We start from the raw sequence: 13,039 nt of genomic DNA, 5'->3' as shown, positions 1-13,039 counted from the left end.
TTTTGCTTGCTCTTTTTCTATTTTATCTGCAATCCTTGAATAACTCTTCTCTATACGTTTGGTAATTTCAACCTTATATTTCAGATTCCTAAATTTATCTAGCAATTTTATTAATGATTCAATGTTGTTTTTGATATTTACTTTACTTTCATGGCTTCTTTTTCTTTCATACTATATATATTCGGAGGAATAAATCATTTTATGGGGGTCAAAAAATATTTTTATAAAATAAAAACGCTATTCTTTCTAAACAAGCAAAATTATTAGAAAGGATAACGTTTTTTATTAAGTTGATAGGTATAGTTGGCAGACCTAAAGCAACAAATACATACTTTTACAATTCGCATTAGTTAAATTAATCTTTAATCCGCTGTTTTATTTCTTTAAAACGAGCATGTATAATTTTTTTGATATCCGGATGATCCTTATATAAGGTAACAGTATACATGATGGAAGATGCAAGAATAGTAGACCATATTAACCAATCTCCAGCATGCGAAAGAACTCTAATTACTTCACTCATAAATTGTTCCTGCCCTGCATGAAATGTTGATATGAGAGAATTAAGATTGAACAATAATAAAATAACAAATCTTCCTAAAAGCATAATAATCCATCCGATAATATACGAATAGCCTCCAACACTACATAATTGATTGTTATGCTGGAAAACTTTCACTCTCTTAGCTTGCCAATAACCAACTATCGCTCCTAATATAAGCAAGCTAATTAATTCAATTGTAATAATAAATTCCAATTTATTTGGAAGACCCATATAAGTTCTAATTATAGCCATGATTGGTATACCAAGAAGATCAAAACTATCTACTTTCTTAGGGATAAGCTGCCTAATAATCAATACGATAACAACTACAAGAATAATAATGAAAACTTTATTCATGCGATCAATCCCTCTTTTTTTCTTTTAAATAATACTCAATAAGTTGATTCACTTTTTCTTCTGGATATGATTCTGGTGTTTGAAGGGCATGAATTACTAGCCCATCGATAAATCCCTACAGTATCTCCAATTCAAACTCTCTATTGTATCCTGGTGTAACGTATCCTAACTCCTTCATAAAATCTAGGATCATTCCCATCAGGTACCTCGTATGGTCATCCATTTTCTTCCGAAGTTCAATAAGCTCTGGGGAACTAAAAGAGATTCCTAAAAATGTAATCCAAACCTTCCCTTCCAACATTTCTTCCTTATTGCTATTAAGCTAACAAAACAAAAATTGACGTTGTCTGAGCTTAGCTTGATGGCGATATGTTGGGCCCCTATATAAAAAAACCACAGTTCACACCCAAACTGTGGTTTTTTGAAGTACAAGGAATTACATGAATCATAAGTCACTGTCTAAATTGTACTCCTCATTTATCAATATCTGTATCTAGTTTTCAACTTCGTAACAGAGCTAAGTTTAATTTCTTACAGAATGAAACCAAGGCAATTGTTTAACATATGTATCGCCATGACATATGCAAGGGATCTTTTAGAAATCAGATAAGCAATAGTAAGTATCACCGCGCCTGGTAAATAAATGGCATAATCAGAAAGCTGGTTCGTATGAAGGAATGTAAAGATTAGAATCGAAATGATAGATGCAATGGCAGTACCAATATAATGTGAAAAGCGATTTATCAAAATATAACGAAACACAATTTCTTCAAGTATTGGACCCAGAATACCAAATACAAGCAATGTAAATATAAGAGGTACCTCCCCACCCCTTTCAAGGAGCTGTTCTTGATTCTCTGGCTGACCAGTTGCTAGAAAATGCATAATAGAACTTTCAATAATCATCATAAGTAAAACCACCATAGGAATACTCACTATTTTCAAAATTGTTTTCTCTTTAAAATAAGTAAAACTTTGAATGATTTCTTTCCTAAAGAAAATTATTCCTACAATAGCAGATACAGTAAAACCGATGGCACTAAGAAGAAATTCTGATTCAACTAAATTGACATTAGTTAAAATTGATATGCCAAATAATATGAACAAGCCAATTTGAAATGGTACAAACAGTGTAAAGATTACTAACATAATAAGTTCTTTTTTATTCATTTTTATAAAGTTCATTTTGTTATCCTCCTAATTAAATTACCTACAATCTTTGATTTTTCTTTCTGCATAAAGTTCTCCTTCCAAAATATATTCATATAAGTCAACAGACCGAACGGTCCGGTCCGGAATATAATGATACTATAAGTTTCTAGTTTTTTAAACCCTTTTTACAAATGATTAACAAAATAGAAAAAAGCAAATATATTTATAACTCGGTTTCTTATTTACAATCACATTCCAGTACTCATTAATTATTTCTTTTATAGAATGAAGTGATCAGGCTTTTATCCACAAGAACTGCGAGAGATATTATTATATAAGAAGTAAAAGTGGGAGTAGTTCAAACACTTTAGCTAAACATATTGATGAAGATTATATATAATACTCATATGTCTATGCACTCAAATTAACTATATATTTTTACATCTTCTACGATTTTAGGTAAAATTAGTTTTCTAACATGAATAAATTAAACAATTGATCATGTTATTTTTGACAGAAAATTCATTTAAAAATTATAAATAATACAATTTGATTAACCTCTGTTCAAACTGTACTATTTGAGGTTTCCATAAGATAGGGATTGATACTATATTTTTGCTTCACACTTATTTATACTTACAAAAAAATAGAGGATAAACATTACCTGGAATATTAAGCTCGGTTTTATTAGGAGGACTACAAAGCATGACTAAAGTTGATACGGTAAAGGAAAAAATTATTGAAACATCTTTATATTTATTTAATACTAATGGGATAACTCGCACATCCATCCAGGATATAATGACAGCTACTGAACTACCTAAAGGGTCTATTTATCGTAGATTCAAAAATAAAGAAGAAATTGTCCTTGCTGCCTACGACAAAAGTGGTGAGATTATGTGGGGGCATTTTCATAAAGCAATGGAAAATAAAAAGACAGCAATCGATAAAATCCTTGCAATTTTCCTTGTATATCAAGATGCAGCTAATAATCCTCCTATTGCTGGAGGCTGTCCTTTGCTTAATAGCGCAATTGAAAGTACTGGAGTATTCCCAGAATTACAAACAGCAGCAGCAAAAGGTTATGATGATACAGTAATGTTAATGGCTTCTCTCATAAAAGAAGGAATAGAGAAACAAGAGCTTAAAGAAGATATAGACATTATATCGCTCGCTTCTTTTCTTGCATCTTCAATGGAGGGCGCTATTATGGCAAGTCGAGTATCTAACGATAATGTACACCATCAGTATTTTATAGAACAAATAAAACATCATCTTTTCTCTTATTCTAAATAAGTGAGAACTTGCATTGCTTTCATTCAATTTTTATAGGCTCAAATTGAATAAACCCCTCTCATAAACATGATCTTCTATTTATGAGAGGGGTGAATAATTTTTAGCTTTTTAGACGTTGTATATTAGGCATACAACCAATCTATTTTTCACATACCTCTCCTTTTTATCCTACCCTTAAAATAAAAAATGGTATTCCTGCCGTAACATTAAAAAAGATCTTCAAATTTTTAGATACTCCTACTGTCGGCGTTCAAAAGCAAGACGTACAGCAAGACCCGTTAAGACACTTGCCATAAGCCAACGCTGCACTCGCAGCCACGTTGGGCGTGTGCCAAACCATGTAGCAATTTTGCTTGCTGTAAACACAATTAAAAGGTTGACTATAAAACTAACAGTGATTTGCGTAAGGCCTAAAACTGCACCTTGTAGAAGCAACGATCCCTTCTCAGGATCTTCAAATTGAGGTAAAAGTGACACATACAAAATAGCAATCTTTGGATTTAAAAGATTAGTCATAAGTCCCATTAGAAATAATTTCCGTGGTGGCTCATTAGAAATAGTACGAGGTTCCATAATAGAAGTAGCACCCTGGTTTATCGAATTCCAGGCGAGCCAAAGCAAGTAAGCAGCACCTGCCCACTTGACTGCTTCGTAGACAGCGGGTACTGCAAGGAATAAAACTGTCAGTCCGAACATTGTTGCGATTATATAAATTACAAATCCGAACATAATACCCAAGAGAGAAATAAATCCTGCCATACGTCCCTGCGTAATGGAACGAGAGATAAGATAAATCATATTAGGCCCAGGTGAGCAAACCATGCTAAGTGAAACTATTGCAAAGGCTAACAAAGTACTAAAGCTAACCATAAACCTTCCCCCTTTATGTTACATAAAACTTCCTATTGTAAATCTTATCATGACTGAGGAAAGATAAGATCAATTAAGTTAAGCTTTAAAAATACCCTATCCATAGTGATACTGCAGCAACTACTAACAAAGCAAAACAAATTGTGATATTTCGAACCCACTTTTGTATATCATCAAAATATCGTTCTATAAATATAGCGTTAATATAAACCATAAGAAATAGAACAATGAAAGTAAAGGAACCCAATTTATCGTTAAATTTTTCATTGGTATATGTGCTTACATGAAGGAATAGAAAAACAAACACTACTATGAATAACTCAAATATCCTTTTTTTATTCACCCCGCCACAACCTTACAATAATTCCCTTTTATTCCATTTTACCAGAACATCATGTGTAGCTGCATATGAATAATTTATTTATGTCAAAAAGGCCAACAATTCAATATTGTTAGCCTCTACTTTCCATATTCGTACCTTTTATCACTTTACTTCCTAACAACCGGAATCCACATTTCACCAAATACTAAACCGTCTCTCTGCCCCATCTCAACCGTTGTATTTGGCCCACCAACATAAGCAAAATCCGTTGCTTCTCGTAAAGCTTGACCGAAGGCGATACCAGTCAGCTTATTACTTAGCTCTTCAGCCGTTTTGTCTTCCCCTTTCACTACTAAGTATTCGCCCTTCGGAAACTGTATCACTCTAGATTCTTCTTCTATTTGTGCCTCTGTCATAACACCAGCATAATACATCATCTTGTTATTTACCGCTTCGCTCACAGAAAAAATGTATTCGTTTGTAGCTAAAGCTTTTAAAGTATCGAGCCTTCCATCTTCTTTAACAGCCGACCAAAAGTCTTCCTTTTCTTTATTGATTCCAGCAAAGTCTGTATAGTCACTCTTAATTTCAGTTCCAATACCTAACACAATAAAGCTATCTTTTTCTTCAATCGTATAATTTTTCATATTCAAAACCTGCCTTCTTTTAAAATGAATCAAATGATTTATCTTTTCATTTGATACGTTTATAATATCTTTAAATCATGTCAAAAAATGATACTGTTTAGGAGACTCAAATGAAAAAAGTTGAACGGATCAATACAATTATGCGGTATATCAACAACCGCTCCCACTTTACAATTACTGAAATCATACGAGAATTTAACATATCACGATCGACAGCTATTAGAGACATTAGAGAAATTGAAGCTATGGGCATGCCACTTGTCGCTGAAGTTGGGCGAACTGGTGGATATTTTGTCATGCATAATTCTATCCTGCCCGTTGTTCGTTTTACTGATAACGAAGTCAAAGCACTTTTTATTGCCTTTATGGCTACAAGAAATCAACAACTTCCCTACCTAAAGAGCCGCCAGTCTTTAGCCGAAAAACTACTAGGACTCATCTCAGAAACACAGCAAGATGACCTTGTTCTTTTAAATCAACTCTTACTTTTTGAAGGGACTAATCCTCATAATCCCGATCTACTTGAGCTTTCTGACCTCCCCCACCCTATGTTAGAAAAACTCATCCAAATCCTTCTTTTGGATAGACATTTATTGATTACCATCAAAGAAGAAGAAATCAAGTCTTATCCAATTTATCTATTACACCTATATCAAGAAAAAAGCCATTGGATCATTGAAGGATTTGACTTAAAAGAAGAAAAGAAGCTGATGTTTCCTGTCGATGATCTCATCAATATCGAACCGTACACAACGAAAAAGAGGTTAAATAAGAAAAAGATTTTAGAAAAACTCAGTAAGAAGGACGAAGCAATTAACCTTGTACTAGAACTTGGTCCAAAAGCGATTGCCCAGTACAAAAAATACCATCCTTTCAAAGTTTCTATATCTTATACAAATCCTTACCAATCTACAGCTATTTTAAAAACATTTATCGATGTTCACAATTCCGATGAAGTGACAGAGATGACAAATTGGCTGCTTTTCCTAGGGAAGGATATTACAATCAGGGAATTGCCTGAAGAAGTATTAGAAGTTTTACAAGAACGACTATCTTTATATTGCCCTTGAGCGATAATCCGTATTTTCTACCATGAGTGCACAGCAAATAATAAAAGCACGGAAAATCTCCCCGTGCTTTTTCAAAAATATACATAATTTCGGATGATTTAATTCACTTACCCTAACTGACGTTTAAATACTTTACTAGCAAAAAAGTACGAGATAATCATGATCCCTACGCACCAAGCAAGTGCAATCCAAATATCGTTACCAACAGTCCCTTCATATAAAAGGGCACGAATTGCATTCACGATTGAAGTTACAGGCTGATTTTCAGCAAACACACGAACAATTTTTGGCATCGTTTCGGTAGGTACGAAGGCCGAACTAATAAATGGAAGAAAAACAAGTGGGTACGAGTATGCTGTCGCCCCTTCCATAGACTTCGCTTTCAGCCCTGGAATGATTGCTAGCCATGTTAGCGCTAACGTAAACATCCCCAGTATTCCAGCTACCGCAAGCCAATCTAGCATATTAGCACTAGAACGAAAGCCCATTAAGAGCGCGACAAGAATAACCACCACGATAGTAAGCACATTAGCAACAAGAGAGGTTAAAACGTGAGCCCACAATATCGATGAGCGCTTAATAGGCATCGTAATGAAACGTGCCATCAACCCACTCTTTACATCCGTAAATAATCGCACAGAAGTGTAAGCCACACCGGATGCGATGGCCATTAGCAAAATTCCCGGCAATAAATAATTAACGTAGTTATCCGTTCCTGTCTTTATAGCCCCGCCAAATACGTAAACAAATAATAGCATCATCATAATCGGTGTAATTGCTACTGTAATAATTGTATCCGGACTACGCATAATATTACGCATTAAGCGCCCTAGTAATACCCCTGTTTTGCTTTTCATTTACATCTCCCCCTTTTTACCGATAATCGCAAGGAAAATTTCTTCCAATGTCGGCTGCTTCTCGATATACTCTACTTTTGCTGGCGGGAACATCTCTTTCAGTTCAGTAAGAGTACCTGTCGTAATAATTTTCCCGCCATGCAAAATAGCGATACGGTCAGCCAGTTGTTCTGCTTCCTCCAAGTATTGAGTTGTGAGCAAGATTGTTGTGCCGCTGCCGGCAAGTTCCTTGACTGTATCCCACACTTCGATCCGCGCTTCCGGATCAAGTCCAGTCGTTGGTTCGTCTAGAAAAATAACTGCTGGCGCCCCAATCAAACTCATCGCGATATCAAGTCGGCGCTTCATCCCGCCTGAATACTGGTCTGCCCTCTGGGTAGCCGCATCAGTCAGGCTAAATCTTGCAAGTAGATTGTCAGCAACTTGGGCAGGATTATAAACACCACGTAACTTAGCAATCATTATCAAGTTTTCCCTTCCAGTAAGCATGCCGTCTAAAGCTGCGAACTGTCCTGTCAAACTAATGCTTTGACGAACATGATCTGATTGATGCTGGATATCAAATCCGCAAATACTCACTTCACCATCATCTTGTTTCATTAGCGTCGAGAGGATGTTGACCGTTGTCGTCTTTCCCGCTCCATTTGAGCCTAGCAGCGCGAAAATTTCACCACGCTGCACCTCAAAATCCACTCCCTTTAAGACTTCTTTGTCTTTAAAAGATTTTTTTATTCCTTTTACAGAAATCGCTGCATTACTCATACTTTTTCCCCCTTATAAAATTAATTACCTATACCCTCTATTTAGTATCACTGATATTCTGTATTACTTAGTAGCGGTGTAAAAATAGAACTGAATAGCGATGGCGGCAATTCACATTTGTAACCAGCTAATCAGTCGATATTACTAATTGCATTTATTTTTTTCTCAATTTCTTCATGATGCTTTCATTCAAATCTTCACGATACTTGGAGACATATGTTTTAGCGTTTGCCACTAGTTCATCAGCAAAAGATGCTACGTCCTCCCCAGTAATGTCAAGCACTTGTCTGCCTTCCGCTGCACCAGCTTCAAACAAATCGATTAATTCATACTGTATGTGCAGCATATCCATTCCATTACCCGCTGAGAAATTCCACATGTAGTTTTGAATTTTCTTAAACACAAACTGATAGTCCTCTGGCAGTGCTCCAACACGTGCCATCATCATTTTGTATTCTTTTTTATCACCAATTAATTTTTTAAACATTTCCAACATCTTATTTTCCTCCTTTTTTATAAAGCAGAACAAGAAACTCTCCAAATGTGAGCCGGAACATTTTATATTATGAAGCTAGTTTGACTTCAAGACGTTAATTTTTGAAGATACAAAATCCCATTTTTTCCAAAATAATTCAAGCTCCTGACGGCCATCCTCATTTAATGAATAAAACTTACGAGGCGGTCCCATATCTGATGGTTTCTTTTCAATATTCACAAGCTTTTTCTTTTCTAATCGTACGAGGATGGTATAAACAGTCCCTTCCACGACTTCGGTAAATCCAAGATCATTCAGGTGGCGGGTAATCTCATAGCCATACGTTTCTCGGCGGCTAATGATTTCCAGCACACACCCTTCCAGTGAACCTTTCAGCATTTCAGTTAAATTTTCCATGTCCTGATCCTCCTTTACCCCCTATTCTGTCTGACTTATATTCAGTATCACAGAGTACTAAGGCGAATTTTTACTGAATAGCTTTTGAGTAAAACTACACTATTCAGTATTACTTATTACAACTACATTGTATGACTAAGTAGCGATGAATGTCAACTAATTTTCAAAATTTTTCTAAAATCCGCTATTACCTATTGTTTACTGAAAACATTTTGAAAAACAATACTACTCAGTATCACCTATTACTTCTACATTGTATGACTGAGTAGTTGTAAATGTCAACTCGATTTTTATATTTTTCTAAAATCAACTATTACCTATTAGATACAGCCGGTTTCCTATTTGAAAAAATTTCGCCACATACCTATCCGGCCAAGAAAAGAAAATACCCCAAAACAAATATTCTACATTTTTGTTTTGGGGCACTATAGGCAATCTCTTTTTCTTAATAAGACAGATCATCCTTTTGTTACGATAACATCATTTCCATATCTTCCGCTGCAGTTGTAATCAGTTTTAAACCGAATGTTTCTTGTAAAACATCAAGCACGCCAGGTGAAATAAATTCAGGCGCCTTTGGACCGATGCGAATATCTTGAATACCAAGACTAAATAGCCCAAGTAAAATGGCAACCGCTTTTTGTTCAAACCATGACAGGACAATACTAACTGGCAATTCGTTCACTTCGCATTGAAAAGCATCTGCTAAAGCGGCTGCTATTTTCACTGTAGAAATTGAATTATTGCATTGCCCTAAATCAATGTAACGCGGAATCTCTGTACCAGGTACAACACCGTACTCCACATCATTAAAGCGGAATTTCCCGCAAGAAGTCGTTAAAATAACTGTTTCTGGCGGAAGTGACGTTGCTAATTCACGATAATATTCTCCGCCTTTTCCTGGAGCATCACAACCTGCGATGACAAAGAAACGCTTAATCTTTCCTTCTTTTACTGCATCAATAATTTCTGGAGCTAATGATAAAACTGTATTATGATGAAACCCTGTTACTAACTGTTCATCCGATTCCATATGTACTTCTGGAAGTTCTAGCGCTTTTTCAATCAACGGCGTGAAATCATCATTTTCAATTTTTTGTACACCTTCTAAACCTGCAATATCATATGAAAAGAATCGATCAGAGTATGATCCTTTAATTGGCATAACACAGTTCGTTGTCGCTAATATGGCACCTGTAAATTTTTCAAAAAGACGTCGTTGATCATACCATGCCTTACCGATGTTTCCTTTTAAATGCTTATATTTTTTCAGCTGCGGATACCCGTGTGCTGGTAACATTTCAGAGTGCGTATAAATATTAATTTCTTTTCCTTCTGTTTGTTTTAATAATTCTTCTAACGCAAACAAATTATGACCAGTAACTACAATTGCTTTACCTTCTACATAGTTTTGTGTAATTTGAACAGGCTCTGGAACACCAAAGTGATTCTTATGCGCCTCATCTAACAACTCCATTACTCGTAAAGCAGATTTCCCAACTTTCATAGCCATATCAATATGCTCTTGTTCATTAAAGTTAGAATTGGTTAATGTCATATACAATGCTTCTTGCGTTGTAGCATCTACAAAAGCATCCGTATACCCTAGCTGAGCAGCATGCGTACGATAAGCCGCAATTCCTTTTAATCCAAACACAATCGTATCTTGTAAACTTGCAATTGTTTCATTTTTACCGCAAACACCCATTACTTTACATCCGCCTGTTGGCGTTTGTTCACATTGATAACAAAACATGATCATCCCACCCTCTCCCAATCATTCCTTACAAATCAAGCATAATACCCATTAGGAAAAAAGGATGTGATATCAATCACAATACTAAGTATAAATTTGTGACAGTTCACATTGTTGACATAATATTTTTACTGTCTTCTGACATTAATACTTGCGCATGATCATTTAAAAGCAGTCAATCTCCAAATCTAATAAATATTATCGAGCTTAGAGAAACAATCAAAAGGACCAAGTCCCAGTTCAACTGGAAGAATCTATTATGGGAAAAGAGGTAGCATTTTAGAAAAATATAAAGAGGTCACTCTTAAGGAAATGTATACGACAGATAACTTCAATATCAATTGGATAAATGATGAACGAGTACAGGTAGAAGTATTAGAGGAAAATGTAGTAACAGCTAGCATCATGATTGATTTATCAAAATGAATCTATTTTCACATGTTATAAATGTGTTCTATACGGCACACGAGAGATACATAGCATTTACAAATCAAAAGATTTATAGACATGATGAATCGCACCTTTCTTTACAATATATTTACATTATCTTTACATTGTTTACATTATTTATATGATATATTTATATAGAATCTACTTAAGAAATTTCATGTACATTGTTATCTTTATAATCTCTGATCTGATTGATAAGAGATTATGTTATATTTTCATACCAGAGGTGAATTAAGATGACTGAAACTTTAAAAACACTTATAATGCTTGATGCTACTTACGTTGTTATAGCAATTATGACGGTACTGGTATTTGTATACTTGGAATTAAAATCTCAGTAACGTATGCAGGCATAATTGATAGCTTCGCATTTAAATATAGTTAGAAGAAAGCGAGGAGAAAATTGTTTCTCCTCGCTTTTTTATTCCCATAATTTTTTATTTCAACAAATCCAATGTATGTAAAAGTAAATCTCTCTCCCCTACGCCCCCATGACCAGGCACTACTGAATTGATGTTTCCATATCGTTTCAGTACATTCTCAATCGATGTAGACCATTCATTTACGTAAGCATCAGCAACGTTTCCTAAATCTTTCGCGGACGCAGATTTCACTAAACAACCACCAGCTAAAATGTTGTATTGCGGTAACCATACGACAATATTATCTTCTGTATGTCCTTTCCCTGGATAGAACGTTTCTACTTTCATATTTCCAAACTTCAAATTTGTAATGGATTGTAAGTCTCCAAGCGGTTCTTCATATCCACTTTTCTTTGCTAGTTCTGCAGTTAGTGCTGTACTATGCGCCTTAATGCCTCTTTCTTTCAACGTTTTAATTCCGCCAATACGATCAGCGTGTGCATGTGTAATAATGACATCTGTTACGCGCTTCTTAAATTTCTTTTCTACCATCTCTATTAATTCCTTCGTTAACTTATCATCCCAAGAAGAATCGACAAGTACTAACCCTTTAGAAGTACTAAGAACTAGCCCGTTCGAAGGAACTGCTTCTCCGTTAAAATAACCTAACTCCGTATGAACCCATACATGCTTGTTTAACTGAGAAATTGAAATGGTTCCTGACTCATTTTTTATTACTTTTTTCTCTAGCTTTTGTTCCGCTTGTACAGAAGAAATAGTACTAACAAATTGAGTTGTTCCTAGTAAACTAACACATACCCCTAATTTTAATAATGTATTGTTTTTCATTTTCCCCACCCTTTCTTTCAAATGAAATAGTTATTACCTATAATAGACAATTCATCTCAAATGTTTGTTCCATCTTTTCTTACATATTTTTCATACCATTAATAAAAAGCGCACAAAATTTTGTGCGCTTTTTAACTTCCCTATTACCATTCACGTTTTTTATTAATCCTCATTTTTTCTTCAAATGCCTTCTCTAAATCAATTTCTAACTTGTTTGCTAAATCACATACATTCCAAATGACATCAAACATTTCTAAACCAATCTCTCTTTTCGAATCTTTTATTTTATCACGCTTTAGTATAACTTCCGCTAACTCACCTAATTCCGCCATCGTATACATCGTACGCTCTTCAATGGTTGTATCCTGAAATCCTTTTTCTTTACTGAAATTTAATACATATCTCTGGAATTCCACAATATTCATACTTAATCTCCCTTCATGATACATACTCCGTTTTTCTATTACACTTAAAATGTATTTTGTTAAATTATAACATTCATACTATAATTTATTTATAACTCTTTAACGGAGGTGTTTTCAATGACTCTCTTCGCTTCCCCATCATTATTCATACTAGCAATTATTTCATTTGCACTATCCTATTTCATCGGAGTTAAACAATACACTTGGCTCTTATCAGGATTTAATGAACAGCGTGTGCCAGATAAAGGTAAGTTATCAAAAATAGTTGGTCTTTATAATTTAACTGCCGGTGCTATTGCCACAATTGGTAGTGTCTTCACTACTCCTAATGTCAAAATCTTATTTCCTATCATTATAATTGGCCACGTTATAATCGCTGCTTATGTAAATACACGTATGGTGAAATGAAAAAGATCACCCAAATGGAT

Annotated in this window: 15 protein-coding genes and 2 pseudogenes; 4 read left to right on the top strand and 13 right to left on the bottom strand. The window is 34.8% G+C overall.

Annotated features, from left to right (window positions below; genetic code table 11):
• Positions 1-355 precede the first annotated feature (355 nt).
• The 3 genes and pseudogenes from K5S59_RS11305 to K5S59_RS11295 form a co-directional block, all read right to left on the bottom strand.
• Positions 356-901, bottom strand: a complete 546-nt coding sequence (locus K5S59_RS11305; RefSeq protein WP_097843039.1) for a hypothetical protein — start codon at positions 899-901, stop codon at positions 356-358.
• Between the two features lie 4 nt (positions 902-905).
• Positions 906-1,214, bottom strand: a pseudogene (locus tag K5S59_RS11300) (TetR family transcriptional regulator C-terminal domain-containing protein); the annotation flags it as partial.
• Positions 1,215-1,432: 218 nt separating this feature from the next.
• Positions 1,433-2,086, bottom strand: coding sequence for a CPBP family intramembrane glutamic endopeptidase (locus tag K5S59_RS11295; protein ID WP_120450602.1), 654 nt, complete (start codon positions 2,084-2,086; stop codon positions 1,433-1,435).
• Positions 2,087-2,758: 672 nt separating this feature from the next.
• Between K5S59_RS11295 and K5S59_RS11290 the strand changes: the two genes are divergently transcribed.
• A complete protein-coding gene (locus K5S59_RS11290; RefSeq protein WP_000169667.1) occupies positions 2,759-3,349 on the top strand; it encodes a TetR/AcrR family transcriptional regulator in 591 nt (196 codons plus the stop codon).
• Positions 3,350-3,586: 237 nt separating this feature from the next.
• Here K5S59_RS11290 and K5S59_RS11285 read toward each other — a convergent pair whose 3' ends face one another.
• The 3 genes from K5S59_RS11285 to K5S59_RS11275 form a co-directional block, all read right to left on the bottom strand.
• The gene (locus tag K5S59_RS11285; RefSeq protein ID WP_000253396.1) at positions 3,587-4,219 is read right to left on the bottom strand and encodes a LysE family translocator; all 633 of its coding nucleotides are present in this window, start codon (positions 4,217-4,219) and stop codon (positions 3,587-3,589) included.
• Positions 4,220-4,304: 85 nt separating this feature from the next.
• A complete protein-coding gene (locus tag K5S59_RS11280; protein WP_001036176.1) occupies positions 4,305-4,562 on the bottom strand; it encodes a DUF3963 domain-containing protein in 258 nt (85 codons plus the stop codon).
• Between the two features lie 146 nt (positions 4,563-4,708).
• Complete coding sequence (locus tag K5S59_RS11275; RefSeq protein WP_000801029.1) at positions 4,709-5,188, bottom strand: GyrI-like domain-containing protein; 480 nt, start codon at positions 5,186-5,188, stop codon at positions 4,709-4,711.
• A gap of 110 nt (positions 5,189-5,298) precedes the next feature.
• Between K5S59_RS11275 and K5S59_RS11270 the strand changes: the two genes are divergently transcribed.
• Entirely contained in the window at positions 5,299-6,258 is a 960-nt protein-coding gene (locus K5S59_RS11270) for a helix-turn-helix transcriptional regulator (RefSeq protein ID WP_098258055.1), read from the top strand.
• 107 nt (positions 6,259-6,365) lie between these two features.
• On the opposite strand, the gene K5S59_RS11265 is transcribed toward K5S59_RS11270, so the two are convergent.
• The 5 genes from K5S59_RS11265 to hcp form a co-directional block, all read right to left on the bottom strand.
• Positions 6,366-7,115, bottom strand: a complete 750-nt coding sequence (locus K5S59_RS11265; RefSeq protein WP_120450604.1) for an ABC transporter permease — start codon at positions 7,113-7,115, stop codon at positions 6,366-6,368.
• A complete protein-coding gene (locus K5S59_RS11260; protein WP_000063316.1) occupies positions 7,116-7,877 on the bottom strand; it encodes an ABC transporter ATP-binding protein in 762 nt (253 codons plus the stop codon).
• 154 nt (positions 7,878-8,031) lie between these two features.
• The gene (locus tag K5S59_RS11255; RefSeq protein ID WP_000891990.1) at positions 8,032-8,373 is read right to left on the bottom strand and encodes a DUF1048 domain-containing protein; all 342 of its coding nucleotides are present in this window, start codon (positions 8,371-8,373) and stop codon (positions 8,032-8,034) included.
• A 75-nt stretch (positions 8,374-8,448) separates the two neighbouring features.
• Positions 8,449-8,769 carry a PadR family transcriptional regulator gene (locus K5S59_RS11250; protein ID WP_000429486.1) on the bottom strand — a complete coding sequence of 107 codons (321 nt, stop codon included), beginning with the start codon at positions 8,767-8,769 and terminating at the stop codon, positions 8,449-8,451.
• A 469-nt stretch (positions 8,770-9,238) separates the two neighbouring features.
• Positions 9,239-10,525, bottom strand: a complete 1,287-nt coding sequence (gene hcp / locus K5S59_RS11245; RefSeq protein ID WP_120451105.1) for a hydroxylamine reductase — start codon at positions 10,523-10,525, stop codon at positions 9,239-9,241.
• A gap of 161 nt (positions 10,526-10,686) precedes the next feature.
• On the opposite strand from hcp, the pseudogene K5S59_RS11240 reads away from it, so the two are divergent.
• Positions 10,687-10,951, top strand: a pseudogene (locus tag K5S59_RS11240) (hypothetical protein); the annotation flags it as partial.
• A 461-nt stretch (positions 10,952-11,412) separates the two neighbouring features.
• On the opposite strand, the gene bla2 reads toward K5S59_RS11240, so the two are convergent.
• Together bla2 and K5S59_RS11230 are read right to left on the bottom strand one after the other, a co-directional pair.
• Entirely contained in the window at positions 11,413-12,186 is a 774-nt protein-coding gene (gene bla2, locus K5S59_RS11235) for a BcII family subclass B1 metallo-beta-lactamase (RefSeq protein ID WP_120450606.1), read from the bottom strand.
• A gap of 143 nt (positions 12,187-12,329) precedes the next feature.
• The gene (locus tag K5S59_RS11230) at positions 12,330-12,611 is read right to left on the bottom strand and encodes a MazG nucleotide pyrophosphohydrolase domain-containing protein (RefSeq protein WP_098258058.1); all 282 of its coding nucleotides are present in this window, start codon (positions 12,609-12,611) and stop codon (positions 12,330-12,332) included.
• Between the two features lie 117 nt (positions 12,612-12,728).
• On the opposite strand from K5S59_RS11230, the gene K5S59_RS11225 reads away from it, so the two are divergent.
• On the top strand, positions 12,729-13,019 hold the full coding sequence (locus tag K5S59_RS11225; protein ID WP_098872849.1) for a DUF3784 domain-containing protein: 291 nt from the start codon (positions 12,729-12,731) through the stop codon (positions 13,017-13,019).
• The last annotated feature ends 20 nt before the right edge of the window (positions 13,020-13,039 follow it).

It is taken from the genome of Bacillus sp. BML-BC051 (assembly GCF_019656175.1).
In the GTDB taxonomy this organism is placed as follows: Bacteria; Bacillota; Bacilli; order Bacillales; family Bacillaceae_G; genus Bacillus_A; species Bacillus_A mobilis.
The sequence above is the reverse complement of the archived record's forward strand: the minus strand, read 5'-3'. Positions and strand labels throughout refer to the sequence as shown.

Bases quoted from the DNA above. Each gene is read 5' to 3' on its own strand.
- K5S59_RS11305 (WP_097843039.1), bottom strand. From the start codon at position 901: ATGAATAAAGTTTTCATTATTATTCTTGTAGTTGTTATCGTATTGATT.
- K5S59_RS11295 (WP_120450602.1), bottom strand. From the start codon at position 2,086: ATGAACTTTATAAAAATGAATAAAAAAGAACTTATTATGTTAGTAATC.
- K5S59_RS11290 (WP_000169667.1), top strand. From the start codon at position 2,759: ATGACTAAAGTTGATACGGTAAAGGAAAAAATTATTGAAACATCTTTA.
- K5S59_RS11285 (WP_000253396.1), bottom strand. From the start codon at position 4,219: ATGGTTAGCTTTAGTACTTTGTTAGCCTTTGCAATAGTTTCACTTAGC.
- K5S59_RS11275 (WP_000801029.1), bottom strand. From the start codon at position 5,188: ATGAAAAATTATACGATTGAAGAAAAAGATAGCTTTATTGTGTTAGGT.
- K5S59_RS11270 (WP_098258055.1), top strand. From the start codon at position 5,299: ATGAAAAAAGTTGAACGGATCAATACAATTATGCGGTATATCAACAAC.
- K5S59_RS11265 (WP_120450604.1), bottom strand. From the start codon at position 7,115: ATGAAAAGCAAAACAGGGGTATTACTAGGGCGCTTAATGCGTAATATT.
- K5S59_RS11260 (WP_000063316.1), bottom strand. From the start codon at position 7,877: ATGAGTAATGCAGCGATTTCTGTAAAAGGAATAAAAAAATCTTTTAAA.
- K5S59_RS11255 (WP_000891990.1), bottom strand. From the start codon at position 8,373: ATGTTGGAAATGTTTAAAAAATTAATTGGTGATAAAAAAGAATACAAA.
- K5S59_RS11250 (WP_000429486.1), bottom strand. From the start codon at position 8,769: ATGGAAAATTTAACTGAAATGCTGAAAGGTTCACTGGAAGGGTGTGTG.
- hcp (WP_120451105.1), bottom strand. From the start codon at position 10,525: ATGTTTTGTTATCAATGTGAACAAACGCCAACAGGCGGATGTAAAGTA.
- bla2 (WP_120450606.1), bottom strand. From the start codon at position 12,186: ATGAAAAACAATACATTATTAAAATTAGGGGTATGTGTTAGTTTACTA.
- K5S59_RS11230 (WP_098258058.1), bottom strand. From the start codon at position 12,611: ATGAATATTGTGGAATTCCAGAGATATGTATTAAATTTCAGTAAAGAA.
- K5S59_RS11225 (WP_098872849.1), top strand. From the start codon at position 12,729: ATGACTCTCTTCGCTTCCCCATCATTATTCATACTAGCAATTATTTCA.